Below are 19,117 nucleotides of genomic sequence, written 5' to 3'. Positions count from 1 at the left end.
GACTGTCTGTTCAAAGAGTACACCATAATACTATTGGTATTCTCTGATTGAGGCAGCATTTCAATAAAATTTTATTTTTAAGTTTGCTAGAAGGCATTGCTCCGCCATACTTAACATATAAAACAATAGTTTATCTCAGCCCATTTTTAAATCTTCTGTGTTAAAGAATCAGGGTTGAGGTAATTCAAGGAGAGCATCTAAGTGCATCAAAGTCCGAATGACAAAAACCACTATCGTGACATCACCTTAGATAACCAAATTAAAGTCATATTGGTTCAAGATATTACCGTGCAGCGCTCTGCTGCCTCGCTAGCGGTAAGAGTGGGACACTTTGACGACCCTGCTGACCGTGAAGGGCTTGCTCACTACCTTGAACACATGCTGTTTCTAGGTACTAAGGATTACCCACAAGTTGGTGAGTTTCAAACTTTCATCAGCCAGCACGGTGGCAGTAATAATGCGTGGACAGGCACGGAACATACCTGTTTCTTTTTTGATGTCGTGCCTGATTTCTTTGAACAAGCCTTGTCTCGTTTTAGCCAGTTCTTCATTTCTCCCCTCTTCAATCAAGAAGCACTGGATAAAGAGCGTCAAGCGGTTAACTCTGAATATCAAATGAAGATACACGATGATTCGCGCCGTTTTTATCAAGTGCAAAAAGAATTGGTCAATCCGCTACACCCTTTTGCAAAATTTTCAGTCGGTAATGAAGAGACGCTTTGTGATAGAGAAAGCGGCTCTATTCGTGATGAAATTATTCAGTTTTACCAAAGCCATTATTCTGCCGATCTCATGAGTGTGGTGCTCGTGGGTCCGCAGCCTTTAGATGATCTCGAACAGATGGCAACTCGCTTGTTTAGTGATATAAAAAACAATCACCTACAGGCCAAAACCATCACTACCCCATTGCTCACTCAAAATGAACAACAGCTGTATGTACAAGTAGAACCAGAAAAAGAAGCGCGCAAGCTAAGCTTGTCTTTTTCTTTCCCTAATATGGAAAAGCATTACGCGACTAAACCTCTGTCTTATTTTGCGCATCTTATCGGTTACGAAGGCCCGGGTAGCTTGACCTTGTTACTGAAAAATAAACACTGGGTGACTTCTCTTGCTGCAGGTGGCGGCATCAGTGGCAGTAATTTTCGAGAATTTAGCATTGGTTGCCTGCTTACCGCAGAAGGGCTTAAACATATAGATGAGATTGTAGAAACGATCTTTTCTTATATGAACTTGGTCTTTGAACAAGGCATCGAACAGTGGCGTTACACTGAAAAACAAGCGGTATTAGAATCCGCATTTCGTTTTCAAGAATCGGTTAAAGCTATCGACCTTGCCAGCTATCTGGTGATGAGCATACAACGCTTCCCTATGAGTGAAGTCTTGTATGGCGACTATCGCATGAGTGATTTTGACCATTCCCTAATTGAAAGTTTTGTTCCTTACTTCTGTGTAGAGAACCTTCGAGTATGGGTTACCGCCAAAGAGCTTGAGTACGACACACAAGCCAAGTGGTATTTCACCCCATATTCCGCTAAGAAATTTAGCGCCGAACAAATTGAGCGTTGGAAAAATCCAGCCAAGTTTGCTGACTTTGCCCTACCCAGCAAAAACCCATTTATCTGTTATGACTTAGACCCTAAGCCATTACAAGAAGTACAGCCGTTACCTAAAGTCATAGAAGAATTACCGGGCTTTCGTTTGTGGCACTTACAAGAGCCTGATTTTCGCGTACCAAAAGGCTCGCTCTACATTGCGATTGATAGCCCATGCTCAGTCAACAACCCACAAAATATTGTCAAATTGCGTTTGTGTGTTGAACTGTTTATGGAGTCACTATCTAGGCAATCCTATCAAGCTGAAATTGCCGGCATGAGCTACAACATCTATGCCCATCAAGGCGGGCTCACTTTAACTATATCTGGATTTAGTGAGAAGCAGCCGCAACTACTGCAAATGATTTTAGAAAAATTTGCCACCCGTCATTTTGAGCAGCAACGTTTTGATAGCATCAAAACCCAAATGCTTAGAAAACTGCGTAACGCCAGTAAAGACAGACCCTTATCGCAACTGTTCAACCACTTATCCGGAATATTACAACCAAATAACCCTCCCGCAGGCGTGCTGGTTAAAGCCTTAGAGAAAGTACAAATTGAAGAGCTGCCAGAGTTTGTCTCTAGCTTATTAGGCAAATTATATGTAGAAATGTTTGTCTTTGGTGATTGGACTCAACAAGCGGCACAAGACATTGCCAATGAGCTGAAAAATGCGCTGCGCGTTGAAAATCAAAAGTACAAAGAATCACTCAGACCTTTGGTGAAGTTAGGTAATAACGGCACCTTCCAACATGAAATTCATTGCGACCAAGACGATTCAGCCGTAGCAATTTACTATCAAGGTGAAGACTCTAACACAGGCACTATTGCTACCTTTACACTTGCTAACCACTTGATGTCATCAGCATTTTTCAATGAAATTCGGACTAAACAACAACTCGGTTATATGGTGGGCACAGGGAATATGCCATTAAACCGTATTCCCGGAATTGTCATTTATGTGCAGTCACCTGTGGCTGCGCCTATTGATTTAGTCGCTTCTATCGATGAATTTCTGAATGCCTTTTATATGGTGCTCCTTGAACTGACTGAAGCCCAATGGCAAAACAGTAAGCAAGGGCTATTAAACCAAATCATGGCGCCCGACAATAACCTAAGAACCAAAGGCCAAAGGCTTTGGGTATCCATTGGCAATAAAGACCAAGAGTTTAACAACCGAGAATTGGTGGTTGAACATATCCGCACCTTAACCCGCGCCGATATGATTCGCTTTGTGGTAAGCGAGCTAAAACCTAGAACGGCGAATAGATTGGTCATGCACACCCAAGGCAACCAACATCACGACGCACCGCCACTGGATCTAGGTCAAGAAATTGGCTCTATTGAAGAGTTTCAGCTAATGCCGAAAGATATTGAACTGGGGTGATAGGATAAAAATACGTTAACCTCAATTAAAAAAAGACACTCAGCTTAATATCATATTGAACGTAGGCTGAGTGTCTTTTTGATTAATCAAATATTAGAATGTCTGGGGTTAACTATGTGTTATTGGTTTTAAGTTTAAGGTATTCAATATATCTGGTTGTGTTTGGTAGCATGATTTGAATACAGACATTACATATATAGATTTGTGATTTGATGTCCTAATACTTTCTCCACACATCTGTTCTCTATAGTCTCTATTTTCAGTATTGTTGGTCATCAAAGCTTCGTATATTTTCTGATCCAACACGCCATGATGCGTTAAGGACATAGAGCGGTATCTATCAACCTGAAATGTTCGAAATGCCCCAAGACGATAAGTAGTATCACCTCTTGCTATATTAGAAAAGTAACAATGGTGGCATTTTCTCCTCAATAACATTACAAATCCGTTGCTTTCTGTATCTTTGAAAATAGACATATCAAACGAATCTTTTTCACCACCGACAGTATTACTATATCCCTGAAAACTCTTAATCTTGAAATCTTCGACGAAAACATAATTAGAAGGTAAGTCTACGGAAGCCTCTACGCCCGCAATATCCACATGATTGTTGTGATGGTTAAACACAATTTTATTGGTCAATAATGACGCACAACCACCGAGAGAAAATAGAAGAACTATTGATAGAATTTTTTTCATTATAATTTCTGATTATTAAATGTGATAATTTCATATGCCACACCAGAAATAATATTGATAAACACGCGATAGTCATCCAGTGCGACTCCGTATATATAATATTTAATACGTTTGTTATAACGTAGCGCTTGCATTGCAATCTTATGTTTCAAAAATGGATATGGATTTGAGAGATTGTTTTTATGCTTCTTTTGCAATCCCTTGAGCTCGCTTACAAAGCTGATGCATGGGTTTGGCGCGATGGGTTTTTATCTGATACATTCGCGCTACTTAGCCTCAATCATCCAAACAGTTCACAATGGCCAATCAAGAATCCATCAATGATATTGTTGAATTTGGGAACACTCTGCATCGCAGTGGGTGTCCTCCATATAAGGTAGAAAAATTCACACAATATTATGCAAGGCAACAAGGAATGCCTTCAATGGTGCAAGCGCTCCCGACATCCATTAATTATCAATTTCCCGAAGATAACAATAAGGTCATTATGAAGCGCTTAGCACCCGCGTCCATTGATCTTAGTTTACTTGCGCACACCATAGGTCGGCTCGACAATAGAAACGGTGCTAAGGTGCAAAAACCTCTCCATTATCCAAAATGGAGCGTCGCACTGGCTAACATGTCTATCCCACCCGCATACTTAATGCTTATCGGCAGCACTCTTGAAGCCATTACTTTTGCCAGTCTGCTCGGGATTTTGGTGTGGGGATGTCAGCAAGTACTGACTGGACGTCGCACTATTGCGGTTGAGTTTATTGCTGCACTGCTAACGGGTATTTGCGTAGCGGGTATCAGTAGCCTTGGTTATCCCATGCCCATATACGCCTTGTGCATCGCCGCCGTAATACTGTTTGTCCCCGGTTTATCCATTGCCAATGCGTTGGAATGTTTAGCATTTAATGATCTCGTATCAGGCACCAGTTTATTAGGGCAAAGTATGCTCACGCTGATTAAGCTCTTCATTGGCATATTTATGGGCGTGCACATTGGTGAAACGATTTGGGGCGTCAGTGACTATTTAACTTATACCAATGACGTGCCAACGTGGATGCACTTTGCTGGACTGCCCGTGATATCCCTTGCTATTGGAATCATATTTAATGCCAGACCAAAAGACATGCTATTAGGTTTTCCAGTGGCTATCTTAGGTATGTGGGGCCCTTATTATCTAGGACTTGGCAGTGGCTGGATTGTCGGCACATGGCTAACTACGGTGATCATCACCTTATATGGCACATGGATTGCCAAGAAAATGCACCTAACGGGTTCTATCTATATACTGCAAGGCATCATTATATTAGTTCCCGGAAGCCGCGTGTTAGTGAGTGCTAGCCAATCGGTATTTGAGCAACCCATTTTGCCTATCCCAAGCATAGGCTTATCTGCGCTATTCATGTTTGCCGCTATCATGGCAGGCCAAATTACCGCCTACTCTATCTATTCACCAAAAATCGAAAGATAGCTAACAAAAAGGGAAGACGAAATGATATCGGCTTCCCTTGCAGTTATTTTTAATACCAATCTCACTAAGTAATTAGAAATACTTAGCCGTAGAAGGTTTTCCCTGACTCAGCCCTATCAATAAGCCCTTGGCACGGCTCAAATCGTTCGCCGTAAGTCAGCTCAAACTGGCGCATTTTCTCGATTAACTTGTCTAGACCATAAGTATCCATAAACCTAAATGGTCCACCGCTAAACGGCGGGAAGCCGATACCAAAGATGGCACCAATATCTCCGTCTCGAGCACTGGCAATGATACCTTCATCTAAACAGCGCACCGCTTCATTAAGCAAAGGAATCACACAACGAAGCGCAATATCCTCTTCAGCAATGCTGCGTGAAGGAGTCAATTTCAGTAACTTATACACAGATTTATCGACTTTCTTATCTTTGCCTTTGTACTGATAAAAGCCTTTACCTGCTTTGCGCCCAATACGCCCATCATTAAGAAGCACATCAAATAAGTTGGGACCTTGGAAACGCTCACCAAGTTCACTCACTAAAATCGGCATTATTTTAGCGCCAATATCCACGCCCACTTCATCGAGCAAGGTAATAGGCCCAACAGGGAAACCAAAGTTCAGCAGTGCGCTATCAATATGCTCAATCTCTTGCTCTGCCATCAACACTTGAGCCGCTTCGTTCATGTAGGGCGCTAAAATTCGGTTTACATAGAAACCGGCGCTGTCTTTCACTACGATTGGCGTTTTGCCTTGTTTGCGAGCAAGAGCCACTACCGTTGCCACTGTTTCTGCCGAAGTGGTGGCATGAGGAATCACCTCAACTAACGGCATTTTCTCTGCTGGACTAAAGTAATGCAGACCGACAATATTTTCAGGTCTTTTCGCGCCTTCCGCTATTTGATAAATAGGTAAAGACGAAGTATTAGAAGCAAAAATTGTATTTTCAGGACACTGCTGCTCAATATCTTGCACCATGCCTTGTTTTAATGATAAATCTTCAAATACCGCTTCAATAACAACATCAGCCTTATTAAAACCAAGATAGTCAGTACCGCCACGCAACTGTGACATTTTTGACTGTACTTGCGCTTTCGATAAGATGCGACGCTTGCGCTGCTTTTCCAACAGTTTGTAGTTGTAGCTCAGGGCATTTAATACCCCATCTTGTGCGACATCTTTTAAGTTAACGGCAAATTTACCTTTGGCGAGCGATACGTGAGCAATACCCGCTCCCATCAATCCGCCACCTAATACGCCAACATGGTTGACCTTAGCAGGGGTGGCATTACCAAAATGTTCTTTTTTCATTTCTGTGGTGGCAAAAAATAGCGAGCGTAATGCCTTTGATTCATAGGTCATGACCAGATGCCCGAACTCTAACGCCTCTTTTTCTAGACCGCGCTTTAATCCCTTCTCTAAACCAAATTGCATCACCTCGAGAATTTTGTCAGTGGCGGGATAATTACCACGAGTTTTCTGCTGTGTTTTCTTGGCGGCTTGATCAAAGATGACTTTACGGCTCAAGCCAACACTTGAGATCAGTTTTTCCTTTGTCGAAGATTTACGTTTAGGTTTCGATTTTTGTGCGTAGGATTTCGCAACATCCAGAAAAATACTGTTTGGCACACTTGCATCCACCAATCCCAGTTTTTTGGCTTTCTTCGCGCGCACTTGTTTGCCAGTAAGAATCAAATCCAGAGACTGCATAAGTCCAATAAGTCTAGGCAACCTTTGTGTCCCCCCTGAGCCGGGTAACAAGCCAAGTTGAACTTCTGGTAAGCCTAAGCGAGTAATATCATCATCACTACAAACACGGTAGTCACAGGCAAGGGCAAGCTCTAAACCGCCCCCTAAGCATGGGCCGTGAATGGCAGCAACCACTGAAAATGGAAACTCGCCGAGCTTGGCAAACATTTTTTGGCCAGTGGTGGCTAACTCAGTGGCCTGAGTTGCGGTTTTGCATGCGTCTAACATGCGTACATCCGCACCTGCAATAAAATTATCTGGCTTTAACGAATGAATGATCAGCCCTTTTATCTCTGATTTTTTCTGTTCAAGTTGCGACAGAATCTCACTCATTTCATCGGCGAATGCGGCTTGCAGGGTATTCATTTTCTCACCCTGCACATCAATAGATAACCAAGCGAGTTGCTCTTCATCTATGCTTAAATTAAAGGTTTTAAGCTCAGTCATTATTCCACCTCCAAAATCATTGCCGCGCCAAGTCCACCAGCGGCACAGGCGGTATTGAGACCAAAGCCTCCGCCTTGTCGTTTAAGCTCTCTTAATGTTTGAGTGATCATACGCGCGCCTGTGGCGGCAAATGGATGTCCGTAGGCTATAGAGCCGCCCAAGACATTGAACTTATCCATATCAATCTCGCCAATCGCTTTGTCTCTGCCGAGTTTTTGTTGAGCAAATTTGTTACTGGCAAACATTTTCACATTGGCCAGTGCTTGCGCGGCAAAAGCTTCATGCATATCAATCAGAGTCAGATCGTTCAAGGTTAGCCCCGCACGATCGAGGGCAATCGGCGTAGCGTACGACGGCCCCATCAACATATCTTTTTCAACACCCGTTGCCGAAAAGGCATAAGAACGAATATAACCCAGAATCTCAAGCCCGAGCGCTTTGGCTTTACTTTCCGTCATTAGCATAATGGCCGCAGCGCCGTCAGTCAGTGGCGTTGAGTTAGCGGCGGTAACTGAACCAAATTGGCGATCAAAGGCGGGACGTAATTTCGCGTAACCTTCGATGGTGGAATCAAAGCGGATGTTGTTGTCCGTATCAATCCATTTTTTATAAGGTTCAGGATAGGCGGTCATCACTTCGTCGCGAATTTTCCCTTCGTTCCATGCGTTAGCGGCAAAGGCGTGTGAGCGATGCGCCAGTGCATCTTGGTCTGCGCGAGAAATAGAGTGAGTCTTCGCCATCTGCTCTGCGGTTTGCCCCATAGACAAACCGGTTGAATACTCTGCTACCGCCGGAGGCACAGGCATAAGATCTTTCATTTTAAGACGGCTCATCACTTTGAGCTTCTGTGGCAAAGTGCGCGCTTTACTCAGCGCCAATAAGTTTGCGGCTAAAGATTTAGTCACACCAATTGGTAAAACGGACGAGGAATCTGCCCCCCCAGCAATACCCACTTCGATGTTACCTGCGAGAATCGATTCAACAACATTGGCTGTCGCCTGAAAGCTAGTGGCGCAGGCACGAGTAACACTGTAGGCATCGGTATTGATGTTCATTCCTGTGCCTAGCACGATTTCTCGAGCAATATTTGGCGCAGCCGGCATTTGAATCACTTGTCCAAACACCACTTGTTCAATTAATGAGGCATCAATATCGGTACGAGCAAGCATTTCGCTGACCACCATCTTGCCAAGATCTAACGCAGGCATGTCTTTTAGTTCAGTGCTTTGTCTGGCAAAGGGGGTTCTTAACCCTGCCACCACTGCTACCCTATCTCCCTGCCGAGTAGTTAACTGCTGTAATCCCATCACACTTCCTTAGTTAAGAGGTCAGACCTCAACATTGTAATGAAATTGTTAATAAAATCAAAGTGTGTAATTGAATTAGATCTTAAATGTGGCTGCCATCACCAAATTAGTTAATTGATAAGACGCAATTCATCTACATATTGTGTTTGCGTCCATTTTATATTCTTGTACAGTTCATAAGAACCTAGACACACATAAAAAAGGAGCTTGTGTGGGACTTATGCAGATTTTCGACAGGAAAGCGAAATCTCGAAAGAAAAAGTCGCTCTCTCAGGTCAACTCTAATATGGATAAACAAAGAAGATACGAAGCGCTCGTACGCGCTTATCACAGAGACCTGTTTCGTTACGCTTATTGGTTATGTAAAGATCGTTCTATCGCAGAAGATCTTGTACAAGAAACCTGCCTGCGTGCATGGAAAGCGTTAGATTCTCTTTTAGACGAAAAAGCGGCTAAATCATGGCTTATCACCATATTAAGGCGTGAGAACGCACGACGCTTTGAAAGAAAGCAGTTAGATCTTGTTGATATCGACGATCCTGGGAATGAAGCACATATTAGCGATGATGGATTTCATCAAAGTGAGTGGCTACAAGCTCAAATTATGCGTCTTGATTTGGAATATCGTGAGCCGTTGTTTTTACAAGTTGTTGGCGGATTCAGTGGTGAAGAAATTGGCGATATCTTAGAACTGAATAAAAACACCGTGATGACCCGCCTATTTAGGGCCAGAAACCAACTAAAAGAATTACTAGATTCAACCACTTCAAATCAGGGGAGGCAAAATGGATGATTTAGAATTTCGCCGCCGTATTATGTCGGATCCGAAAACGAGAGACGAAGAGTTACTCAATGCGATTGCCAGCAGTGAACAAAATGCCAAGTTTACTGACGATATACTGAGCTTAGACGCCAGAATCGAGCAAGCAATGCGTATCGATGTACCTGATAATTTGGCGGATAAGATTTTGTTCAACCAGAGCGGTGAAACTAACGTAGTGCGACCAACTTTCGCCAAACGCAGTTTTGCGATTGCCGCATCCGTTGCTTTTGCTGTTGGCGTATTAGTGGGTCAATTTAATTTGACTCCTGAGATTGTTTCTAGCGCTCATGCCAGTTTGGCTGATACTGCGGTAAAACATGTGATTGATGAACGCCCATTTACCGACAAACTTGATGAGCAAGTACAGTCCAGTCAAATTAATACCAAATTGACGCCTTTTGCTTATCAGTTTACGGAAACCTTCCCTTACCATGTCTACTACTTAAATCACTGTGGATTTGGTGGAAATAACGCCTTGCACATGGTTTTTCAGGGTGAAAAAGGGCGAATTACGCTGTTTATTACCGATGTTAGCTCCGATCAGTCAGTGAACTTTCATGAAAATAAGCTGTCCGGTGCTGTAATGCCCATAGGCTCTGCCTCCATGATTTTGGTCGGCGAAGAGGGTGAAAATGTTACAGATATTGCAAAACAGTTATCTAAAATAATAAAACCTCTCTCCTAAATAATTATCTCTATAATTTCAACCCCTTACATGTAGATATGTTAAGGGGTTATCAATTTCTACTAATTTATCGCACCAATCATTGATTTAGAGCAATAACTCTAAGTAACACAATAAATAGCTAAAATTAAGCCTTTTTTGTCGCAAAAATGAACAAACGCACTATTTTTAGTAGTGGTCTGAGTTGTTAAAACTATATTTAGCAATAGTATCAGCCGACTTCGAAATTTAAGACCGGTTGATACGCTAGGATTTTAGCGTAAAACAAAAGGAAATTATTAATGAATAAGATGCGTACTCTTAAACGCTCCCTACTTGCAGTTGCAGTAGTTGCAGCTACCTCACAAGCACATGCTGCTGGCTTCCAACTTAACGCACAATCAGCTACTGGTATTGGTCGTGCATTCGCAGGTGACGCAGTAATCGCAGACAACGCGTCTTCTATGGCTCGTAACCCAGCAACGATGGCCCTTTTTGATAAAACATCTTTGTCGCTTGGTTTCGAAGCAATTGTTACTGATATTGCCGTTACAGACTCACAATATACTGGTTCCCCTGTCGGCAACCCAGATTATGATGATGTAGGCGGAACTTCAGTTGCACCTAACATTCACCTTATCGTACCTATCAACGAGAAGTTTGCTGTGGGTATCAATGCTTACTCTAACTTCGGCACTAGTACTGATTTCTCTGGTAGCACTGTTTATAACAACTCAGCCTACGGTGGCGAAACAGACATTAAGAGCATGAATATTGGTCTGGCTGGTTCATACCGTCTAAACGAGCAGTGGAGCCTTGGTGCAGGTCTTGATGTTATCTATGGTCAAGGCACTTTCCGCCGTGGCACGAACGAACTAATCGCAGGTGGAATTTTACCACCTTCATTTGCAGGTCAGCAATTTGTTGATGTGGAAGATGCAGATGGTTGGGCTGTAGGTTTCAACGTTGGTACTGTTTACGAATTGGATCAAAACAACCGTTGGGGTTTATCTTACCGTTACTCCCCTGACATCTCTGTAGAAGATGACAAGAGTCAAAAAATTGACCTACCTCTACCAGACATGGTTGAGTTCTCAGGTTACAACCGCATTAAAGACACTGATTTCGCAGTGCACTACTCTGTGCAATGGATTGGTTGGAGTGCATTTGACGAGATTGATTTTGAGAACCTAAGTGGTGGCGTACAACAAGGCTCATACAATAAGCAATACCAATGGCAGGACGGATGGCACTTCGCTATCGGTGGTACTTGGTACGTTACTGACAAAGTTGAGCTACGTACAGGCTACATGCACGATACCAGTGCTCAAGATGAGTTGACCTCTATCGCTGTACCAGATTCTGACCGTAACTGGATCTCTGCTGGTGCAAGTTACCACTTCACTGCTGACTCTACACTAGACTTCGGTATTACTTACCTAATCGGTGCAGATCAAGAAGTTCAAGAGCTTGATTCTACAGGTCAAACAACCGTACTTACAGCAACCACTCGTGCTGATGCAATCCTAGTCGGTCTACAGTACAGCCAAAGCTTCTAATATAAACGTTTAAGTATATTAGCTAGCGTTTAAAAAAAGGTGTTGAGAGCAATCTCAACACCTTTTCTATTTATAGATAAGTCAGTAACAATCTGTCGTCAGTAATTAATCTAAACCCGATTATCCCCGCAACTAAATGCAATGATCTGACTAATTTCACTCATACTTCTGCCTGACTCTTTTTGCCAGTGACAAAAGGCTTTATTGGCCGCCAAACGTGATTTCTTGGTATCACGACCGCCATCTATAATATCGTAACTACGCAGGTAACTTTCTACATCTGAAGATAAAATGAAGGTATCTACGCCCATCTCACGTAATGCATAAGCGCCAGTATTACCCCCTAAACGACTGCCATTTTTCTTTAAGTAGTCCCACAATTCGGTGATATTTTCTGCCGGCCAATTCGCCACCATCTGTGAAAAAGAACCGTGATCAAGGCGAGCGTTCATCAACATTTCAGCGTTGGTTTTGATGGTCATTACTTTAGTTAAATGACGGATGATTTTGGGCTCTTTAGCTTTCATTTCCCAATGCTCATCAGAAAGCATCAATAATAATTCGGGCTTAAACTCAAAGAATAGTTCCTCAAAATTAGGCCATTTGTCTCTGACGACTTTCCATGAAATGCCGCATTGAAATACCTTCATGCTGAATTCAGATAACCAGCGATCATCGGGAATTTGTTTAATTTCATCGGAAGTTAAAGGATGAGTGAGCCTAAACTCAAGCTGTGCGTCGCCACCTTTACGATGAGAAGCACGGCGATAAATATCGGAGAATTTTTCGAGATGCATAAGAAACCTAGTGTCTGTCTGATAAACAACAGCAGTGAATAACTTCACCTAGCAGTTAACTGCACAAAAGAATTACACGTATAAAGAGGATTGTCTGCAAATTTTATGATGTATGCAGCTTAAAAGTCGTCTTCGTCGTCAAGATAACTATCAAGATAATCTTCTTGATCTTCATCTACTGCTTCTTCGTCGGTCACCTCTGCTTTATAGGCTCTGCGCTGTAAGAACACATCACGAGTCAACACATAAGGATCAGGGGAGTTTTCAAGAGTACTTTCTTGAGACACTAACGCCGAGCGTGTTTCCATCCCCTCAAATACCCACTTACCAAGCCCTGCCCAGAAGTTTAAGTAAGATAGAGGTGGGTAAAGACCATCGGCAAAGTCTCCCCCCTCTCGCAGCGTCCAAGGGCCATAGGCAGGAAAGACAAAGTACCAACCATTGCCAACGCCCCATTTGCCTAATACGTCACCAAATGCGCGCTCATCTTGCTTCGCAATACCGCCTTGGGATGCAGCATCGTATAGCCCCGCAACACCAAACGTGGTATTTATCCAGAAACGATTTAAATGAGTTAAAGCAAGACCACCATTGCCCATCAATAAGTTATTGACCACACTTGCGGGTTCATCGAGGTTGGCTAAGAAGTTGCTGATTCCGGTACGAATAAAACGAGGGGTATAACCGGTATAAGTCAGCGATACAGGGCGTACAAAATAAGGGTCGAGGATTTCATAGTTGAAATCCCACATAATGCGGTTAAAACCTTCGAAAGGGTCATTAACGTCGGCTGAGTCAGACTCTGCGCTCTCTTGTTGCAGCTGATCTTGCTGAGACTGATCTTGCTGAGAATGAGAGGCACAGCCAGCCATTAATATAACAATTAATATCCAGATTTTTCGCATGTAGGATATCCGTTCCCTTTCGAATGATTAAATGAGGTGTAGCGGCGTTGCCACTACACCTGTCATTGATAGTATTAGTATTGACTATTAATGACTAAAGTTACATCTTCTCCCTTCGCAGTAACAGCACTTTCGCCGAACCAATCGCCTTCCTTAGTAGATACATCGCCATCAGTATCTATGCGAGCACGAACGATAAACTTATCTAAACTCGATAATTTTAGTCCTTCAAGCATGCTATTGCCATCGTCCATCATGATCATACGAGGGAAAGAACCTAAACCATAACGGGCTGCAGCGATAGGCATTGGTGAACCATCTTCACGATGGACCGACACAATCAGCACGCCTTGCTCTGGCAAAATAACATTATCGGCGAGGGAAATACCAATTCTGGTCACTCCAGGGATAGCGGCTTCAGTACCGCCCATTTTGCTACGGGCACTATTGATACTGCGCTCTAACATTTCGTAACGGCTATCATCAGCACCAATTAACTGTTGCATGGTACGCCAGTAACGAATGGCACCTGCATAATCTTGTTTTTCAAAGGCGCTGAATGCTAACAAAGAAAAGACTCTTAAATCAACATAGTCTTGACGCAACAGGTCATGTAATAAGCGTTCTGATTCAAGTTGGTCAACTTCATCATTGGATAAGGTCAATGCTTGTGCAAGTCCTAACTGAATATCAACGTTACTTGGCTCTAATTGACGCGCTCGCTTCATTGCACCAATCGCCGTTTGCATATCACGATTGGCAAGACCAATACGTCCTAGCAATAACCAACCGGTTGCATCATCGCTGTTTTTATGAAGATTTGTTCTCAGTGCTAGCGTTAAATCGTTTAGTTCTTGGTCAGTTAATGTTTGACCATTACTATCCATTAACTTCTTGCTTAGCGCGGGTAAGTTAGCACTAACATCTTGCCAGTGTTTAACCTCATTGATTGCGCCAAACTTAGCATAAAAGCCGTATGAAACTCCAAGTAGTAATACCGCAGAAACGACCGCGACTAAAACAGGAGAGCTCAATTTGGTAGAAGCCAATTGTTTTTCAGCAGGAATGTCGTCAAGAAGTGCCTGTTTAAGATCAACAATCAACTCTTCTTTATCAACCACAATACCTTCTTCATCTTCAACGGCTAACTCAGCAACACGTTCTCTAAAAATGGTTTTATTGAGTTCATCACGACGCTCAGCATCGTTAACCACTTGCTTTCTAACTAGTGGAATTATAATTAAGGCCGCTGCAAACAGGACAATAACTAAGGTAGAAATCCAAAACAACGTCATTATTTGTTGTCTCCATTATCGTCTTTTAGCAAAGCATTTAGGCGTTGCTGCTCTTCTTCACTTAAAGTGGCATTACCTGCAGCCTTAGCCGGTTTACGTCGGCTTCGAGTTAAGATAAAGCCAAAGCCAATCAGCACGACAAACACCGGTCCCAACCATAAAATAGCGGTACCTAAGGTAAACGGCGGTTTATAGGTCACAAAATTGCCGTAGCGCGCCACCATATAATCCACAATTTCTTGTTTTGATTTGCCTTCTTTGGTCATTTCGTACACTTTTTCACGAAGATCTAATGCCAATTCCGCATTAGAATCACCGATAGTGTTGTTCTGACACTTAGGGCAACGCAAAGTGTGGTTCAACTCTTGAAATTGCAGCTCTTGCTCTGGGGTATCAAACTCATGCACTTCAATTACAGCGTGTGCGGTAAAGCTGAACATCATAGAGGCGATAATAGCGATAAACCATTTCTTCATGATTTCACCTCATCGAGCATTTTTTGATACATAGGGCCTAGTTTTTCTTGCCAGTTTTTAACGTTAACATCCCCAACGTGACGATAACGAATGACACCATTGGCATCAATTAAGAAGGTTTCTGGTGCGCCATACACGCCCAAATCTAGCCCTAGCATTCCTCTACCATCGAACAAACTGACCATGTAAGGATTGCCCAACTCTTGTAGCCATTTAATGGCTTTGCCACGTTCGTCTTTGTAGTTCAAACCGATGATCTTTACCCCCTGAGATGATAATTCATTGAGGTATTGATGTTCGGCATAACACGTTGGACACCATGTGGCCCAGACGTTTAACAGCAGCGGCTGTCCAGAAAAAATGGCTTGGTCATGCAATAGCCCTGGAGTTTCTAGATCTTCTAGCTTAAACACCGGCACATTTTTACCGATTAACACAGATTCCAACTTAGTAGGATCATCACCATCGGCATTGCGAGTTAACTGAGTGGCGAACACTGCAGCTAACACAATAAACATCAGCAGAGGGACAAATAATACTTTCTTATTCATTACGCTTCCTTCTTAACCGCTTTACTGCGAAAACGGTAACGTCTGTCACTGATGGCTAAAGCACCACCAAACGCCATAAACAAACTACCTGCCCAAATCCAACGTACAAACGGTTTGTAATAAATACGCACTGCCCATGAAACGCCGTCATCCAGTTTTTCGCCCATCGCGATGTACAGGTCGCGCGTAACACCAGCATCAATCGCTGCCTCAGTCATCATCGAGCGAGCTGTAGTGTAAAAACGTTTTTCAGCGTGCAGCGTATTAATGTATTTCCCGTCTTTAGTAACTTTAAAATCAGCAATATAACCGTCGTAGTTTGGACCGTCATTGTCTCGCAAGTTCTCAAAGTGGAAGTTATAACCTTCGATATTAAAATTCTCACCCGGAGCAAGTCGCACATCACGTTCAATGCTGTAATTTTGCACCATAGCAATACCGATAACCGTCACTGCTAGACCAATATGCGCACTCATCATTGCCCAATGGCTGCGAGGAAGTTTTGTCAATCCCACTGCAAATGAATGACGATGCGTGGCACGTTGATGAAGCTCAAAGATATGCAAACAAACAATCCACAGCGCCATAACCCAACCAAGGAAAGCAAGTCCGGTGAAACGTTCGCTCAATAGCCAAACCATTACTGCTGCTAATGTCAGAGAAACTACGCCACTGATTAATAGCGGTTTAGCAAATTGTTTAATGCTATCGCGCTTCCAGCGCATCAATGGACCTATACCTAATAGGAAGGCAAATGGCACCATCAACCATGTAAACAGCATATTAAAGAAAGGTGCGCCAATAGACACAGAACCAAGCCCCAACTGCTTATGTACTAGCGGTAGTAACGTCCCGACTAATACCACAACCAGCGCCGCTATCAACAACACATTATTAGCGAGTAAGGCGTTCTCGCGAGAAATCAGATCGAAATTACCACGCACTCGTACGGATGCACCTTTCAGGGCGAACAGCAGTAACGAACCGCCAATGACCACCACTAAAAATACCAAAATGAACATGCCGCGCGCCGGATCAGAGGCAAAGGCGTGTACCGACACTAGAATGCCTGAACGAACTAAGAAGGTACCGAGCAAACTTAACGAGAATGCAGAGATAGCTAGCAATACCGTCCACGCTTTAAATGTGCCGCGTTTTTCTGTCACAGCAAGTGAGTGCATCAACGCCGTGCCCGCAAGCCATGGCATGAAGGAGGCATTTTCTACTGGATCCCAGAACCACCAGCCGCCCCAGCCAAGTTCGTAATACGCCCACCAAGAGCCTAGTGCGATACCAACGGTCAAAAATGACCATGCGGCAATTGTCCAAGGTCTTGACCAACGAGCCCATGCCGTATCTAAGCGGCCAGCCATCAATGAAGCAATTGCAAACGCAAACGCAACTGAGAAGCCCACATAGCCCATATACAACATTGGCGGGTGTATGATCAGACCTGGATCTTGCAATAATGGGTTTAAGTCTCGCCCATCAATAGGGAAATATGGGAGGGTTCTGTCAAATGGATTTGAGGTCACTATGATAAACAGTAAGAATCCTACCGTTATCATGCCCATCACCGCTAAAACACGCGCTACAGACTCTTGCGGCATACCACGGCTAAAGGTTGCAACCGCCACTGTCCAGCCCGCTTGGATTAATACCCAAAGTAGTAAAGAGCCTTCGTGCGCACCCCATACCGCCGTAATTCGGTAGTACCAAGGGAGATTGCTGTTTGAGTTGCTTGCAATATACTGCAAGGTAAAGTCGTTGTGATAAAACGACCAACACAAGATAAAGAAAGAAATCCCAAGTAGGATGAACATGCCCCAAGACAAAGGTCTGGCCGTGTTCATCAACAAAGCATTATTTTTTGACGCCCCCCACAGAGGCAATACGCTTAACAGCACCGCCATCGCAAGTGAGACGATAAGAGCAAAGTGCCCTAACTCAGCAATCATTGACCGCTTCCTTGTTTTTGTTCTTGAGTATATTGAAGAGGTTCATGAGTCACCTTCATTGCTTCGGCAATTTCTGGTGGCATATATTCTTCATCGTGTTTTGCAAGGACTTCAAACGCTTCTACGGTGTGACTATCAACCAATACGCCTTGAGCAACAATGCCCTGCCCCTCACGGAACAAGTCAGGCAAAATGCCGTCATAAACCACCGTCACTGAAGGCCCTACATCGGCAACATCAAACGACACGCGCAAAGATTGTGAATCACGAGAAACCGTACCTGCAACCACCATGCCTCCAATACGAAGACGTTGCCCTACTTCTGGTTTCTCACCGTTAGGTTTTCCGTTCACTATTTCAGTAGGAGTATAGAAGAGATCCATGTTTTGATTGAGTGCATACAACATTAATCCCACGGTTAACCCTAAACCGACTAACAGCGCAACAATCAAGCCCATCCTTTTTTTACGTCTAGGGTTCATAGCGTGTTCTCCATATTCTTAGCGGCATCAATTCGCGCTTGGCGGTCCATTTTATTTTTCACTTCTCTTAATGTTGCTTTGCTACTTAAGCAACTTGATACAAAAATCAATCCAAGAGCGCCAAAGGTAATGAGAAAGGCGCCCCAAACGTAGGAGGCGTAACCCCCCATAAATAATAGCTCTGAAAAAGAATCAAAATGCATGCGTTACCCTTTGCTGAAAGTACGTTTAGCGAGTTCCTGCACCCAAGGTCTATGACCCTCTTTTTGCAAAATCGCGGTTCTAAAACGAATCATGGTCACTGAGCCTAAGAAGAAGGCAAAGCCGAAAATATTAAGCAGTAAAGGCCACAACATATCGTTAGAAATAGAAGGTTTAGCAAACTTGGTAATCGTTGCGCCTTGATGAAGGGTGTTCCACCATTCAACAGAAAAATGAATAATTGGTAAATTGATAACACCCACAACCGCCAAAATACCCGCCGCTTTCGCCGCCGTTTTTTGGTCGTCAAAAGCATGATACAGGCCGATAACGCCAAGATAGAGGAACAACAAGACTAACTCAGACGTTAAACGTGCATCCCAAACCCACCAAGTGCCCCACATAGGTTTGCCCCATACTGCGCCTGTGACTAGCGCAATAAAAGTAAACACTGCGCCAACGGGTGCCATGGCAAGAGCGGCAAGACTGGCCAACCTTAACTGCCAAACCAACCCAATAAAAGCGGCAATGGCCATCCCCATGTACGCTCCCATCGACCAAATCGCCGACGGTACATGAATATAAATGATTCTAAAGCTATCCCCTTGTTGGTAGTCGCTTGGCGCAAATGCCAAACCCCATACACTGCCACAGGCAAGAAGAATTAAAGCTAATGCTGTAAACCATGGTTGCAACTTGCCACAAAGATTGTAAGTTGCTTCAGATTTTGCGTAAGGATGGAGCCACTTCCACATGTTTTTTACT

Annotated in this window: 17 protein-coding genes; 5 read left to right on the top strand and 12 right to left on the bottom strand. The window is 43.5% G+C overall.

Annotation, left to right across the window (positions count from 1 at the left end):
* Positions 1–201 precede the first annotated feature (201 nt).
* Positions 202–2,979, top strand: coding sequence for an insulinase family protein (locus VHA01S_RS02405; RefSeq protein ID WP_023402755.1), 2,778 nt, complete (start codon positions 202–204; stop codon positions 2,977–2,979).
* A gap of 108 nt (positions 2,980–3,087) precedes the next feature.
* Here the strand turns inward: VHA01S_RS02405 and VHA01S_RS02400 are convergent, their stop codons facing one another.
* Positions 3,088–3,678 (bottom strand): hypothetical protein, encoded by a 591-nt coding sequence (locus tag VHA01S_RS02400; protein WP_023402754.1) that lies wholly within the window; start codon positions 3,676–3,678, stop codon positions 3,088–3,090.
* A gap of 298 nt (positions 3,679–3,976) precedes the next feature.
* On the opposite strand from VHA01S_RS02400, the gene VHA01S_RS02395 reads away from it, so the two are divergent.
* A complete protein-coding gene (locus VHA01S_RS02395; RefSeq protein ID WP_023402752.1) occupies positions 3,977–5,140 on the top strand; it encodes a threonine/serine exporter family protein in 1,164 nt (387 codons plus the stop codon).
* A gap of 82 nt (positions 5,141–5,222) precedes the next feature.
* On the opposite strand, the gene fadJ is transcribed toward VHA01S_RS02395, so the two are convergent.
* Together fadJ and fadI are read right to left on the bottom strand one after the other, a co-directional pair.
* Positions 5,223–7,334: a fatty acid oxidation complex subunit alpha FadJ gene (fadJ, locus tag VHA01S_RS02390; protein ID WP_023402751.1), complete on the bottom strand. Its 2,112-nt coding sequence runs from the start codon at positions 7,332–7,334 to the stop codon at positions 5,223–5,225.
* Complete coding sequence (gene fadI / locus VHA01S_RS02385) at positions 7,334–8,641, bottom strand: acetyl-CoA C-acyltransferase FadI (protein ID WP_023402750.1); 1,308 nt, start codon at positions 8,639–8,641, stop codon at positions 7,334–7,336. Before fadI ends, fadJ begins: the two co-directional genes overlap by 1 nt.
* A gap of 220 nt (positions 8,642–8,861) precedes the next feature.
* Here fadI and VHA01S_RS02380 point away from each other — a divergent pair, with 220 nt between their 5' ends.
* The 3 genes from VHA01S_RS02380 to VHA01S_RS02370 all read left to right on the top strand — a co-directional run bounded on the left by VHA01S_RS02380 (position 8,862) and on the right by VHA01S_RS02370 (position 11,687).
* Positions 8,862–9,434: a sigma-70 family RNA polymerase sigma factor gene (locus VHA01S_RS02380; protein ID WP_039970010.1), complete on the top strand. Its 573-nt coding sequence runs from the start codon at positions 8,862–8,864 to the stop codon at positions 9,432–9,434.
* Positions 9,427–10,149, top strand: a complete 723-nt coding sequence (locus VHA01S_RS02375; protein ID WP_023402748.1) for a DUF3379 domain-containing protein — start codon at positions 9,427–9,429, stop codon at positions 10,147–10,149. Before VHA01S_RS02380 ends, VHA01S_RS02375 begins: the two co-directional genes overlap by 8 nt.
* Positions 10,150–10,430: 281 nt before the next feature.
* A complete protein-coding gene (locus VHA01S_RS02370) occupies positions 10,431–11,687 on the top strand; it encodes an outer membrane protein transport protein (RefSeq protein WP_023402747.1) in 1,257 nt (418 codons plus the stop codon).
* Between the two features lie 110 nt (positions 11,688–11,797).
* Here VHA01S_RS02370 and VHA01S_RS02365 read toward each other — a convergent pair whose 3' ends face one another.
* The 9 genes from VHA01S_RS02365 to VHA01S_RS02325 form a co-directional block, all read right to left on the bottom strand.
* Positions 11,798–12,484 carry a DNA-3-methyladenine glycosylase I gene (locus VHA01S_RS02365; protein WP_023402746.1) on the bottom strand — a complete coding sequence of 229 codons (687 nt, stop codon included), beginning with the start codon at positions 12,482–12,484 and terminating at the stop codon, positions 11,798–11,800.
* 119 nt (positions 12,485–12,603) lie between these two features.
* Positions 12,604–13,389, bottom strand: coding sequence for an MlaA family lipoprotein (locus VHA01S_RS02360; protein ID WP_023402745.1), 786 nt, complete (start codon positions 13,387–13,389; stop codon positions 12,604–12,606).
* Between the two features lie 74 nt (positions 13,390–13,463).
* Positions 13,464–14,684, bottom strand: coding sequence for a c-type cytochrome biogenesis protein CcmI (ccmI, locus tag VHA01S_RS02355; protein WP_023402744.1), 1,221 nt, complete (start codon positions 14,682–14,684; stop codon positions 13,464–13,466).
* Positions 14,684–15,160, bottom strand: a complete 477-nt coding sequence (locus tag VHA01S_RS02350; RefSeq protein WP_023402743.1) for a cytochrome c-type biogenesis protein — start codon at positions 15,158–15,160, stop codon at positions 14,684–14,686. Before VHA01S_RS02350 ends, ccmI begins: the two co-directional genes overlap by 1 nt.
* The gene (locus VHA01S_RS02345) at positions 15,157–15,711 is read right to left on the bottom strand and encodes a DsbE family thiol:disulfide interchange protein (protein WP_023402742.1); all 555 of its coding nucleotides are present in this window, start codon (positions 15,709–15,711) and stop codon (positions 15,157–15,159) included. The genes VHA01S_RS02350 and VHA01S_RS02345 overlap by 4 nt, the downstream gene beginning before the upstream one ends.
* Positions 15,711–17,669: a heme lyase CcmF/NrfE family subunit gene (locus tag VHA01S_RS02340; RefSeq protein ID WP_023402741.1), complete on the bottom strand. Its 1,959-nt coding sequence runs from the start codon at positions 17,667–17,669 to the stop codon at positions 15,711–15,713. The genes VHA01S_RS02345 and VHA01S_RS02340 overlap by 1 nt, the downstream gene beginning before the upstream one ends.
* Positions 17,666–18,151, bottom strand: coding sequence for a cytochrome c maturation protein CcmE (gene ccmE, locus VHA01S_RS02335; RefSeq protein WP_023402740.1), 486 nt, complete (start codon positions 18,149–18,151; stop codon positions 17,666–17,668). The genes VHA01S_RS02340 and ccmE overlap by 4 nt, the downstream gene beginning before the upstream one ends.
* Complete coding sequence (gene ccmD / locus VHA01S_RS02330) at positions 18,148–18,354, bottom strand: heme exporter protein CcmD (protein WP_023402739.1); 207 nt, start codon at positions 18,352–18,354, stop codon at positions 18,148–18,150. Before ccmD ends, ccmE begins: the two co-directional genes overlap by 4 nt.
* Before the next feature lie 3 nt (positions 18,355–18,357).
* The gene (locus VHA01S_RS02325; RefSeq protein ID WP_023402738.1) at positions 18,358–19,107 is read right to left on the bottom strand and encodes a heme ABC transporter permease; all 750 of its coding nucleotides are present in this window, start codon (positions 19,105–19,107) and stop codon (positions 18,358–18,360) included.
* Positions 19,108–19,117 lie beyond the last annotated feature (10 nt).

The sequence above is a fragment of the Vibrio halioticoli NBRC 102217 genome (assembly GCF_000496695.1).
In the GTDB taxonomy this organism is placed as follows: Bacteria; Pseudomonadota; Gammaproteobacteria; order Enterobacterales; family Vibrionaceae; genus Vibrio; species Vibrio halioticoli.
This window is presented reverse-complemented; position numbering and strand designations above follow the sequence as displayed.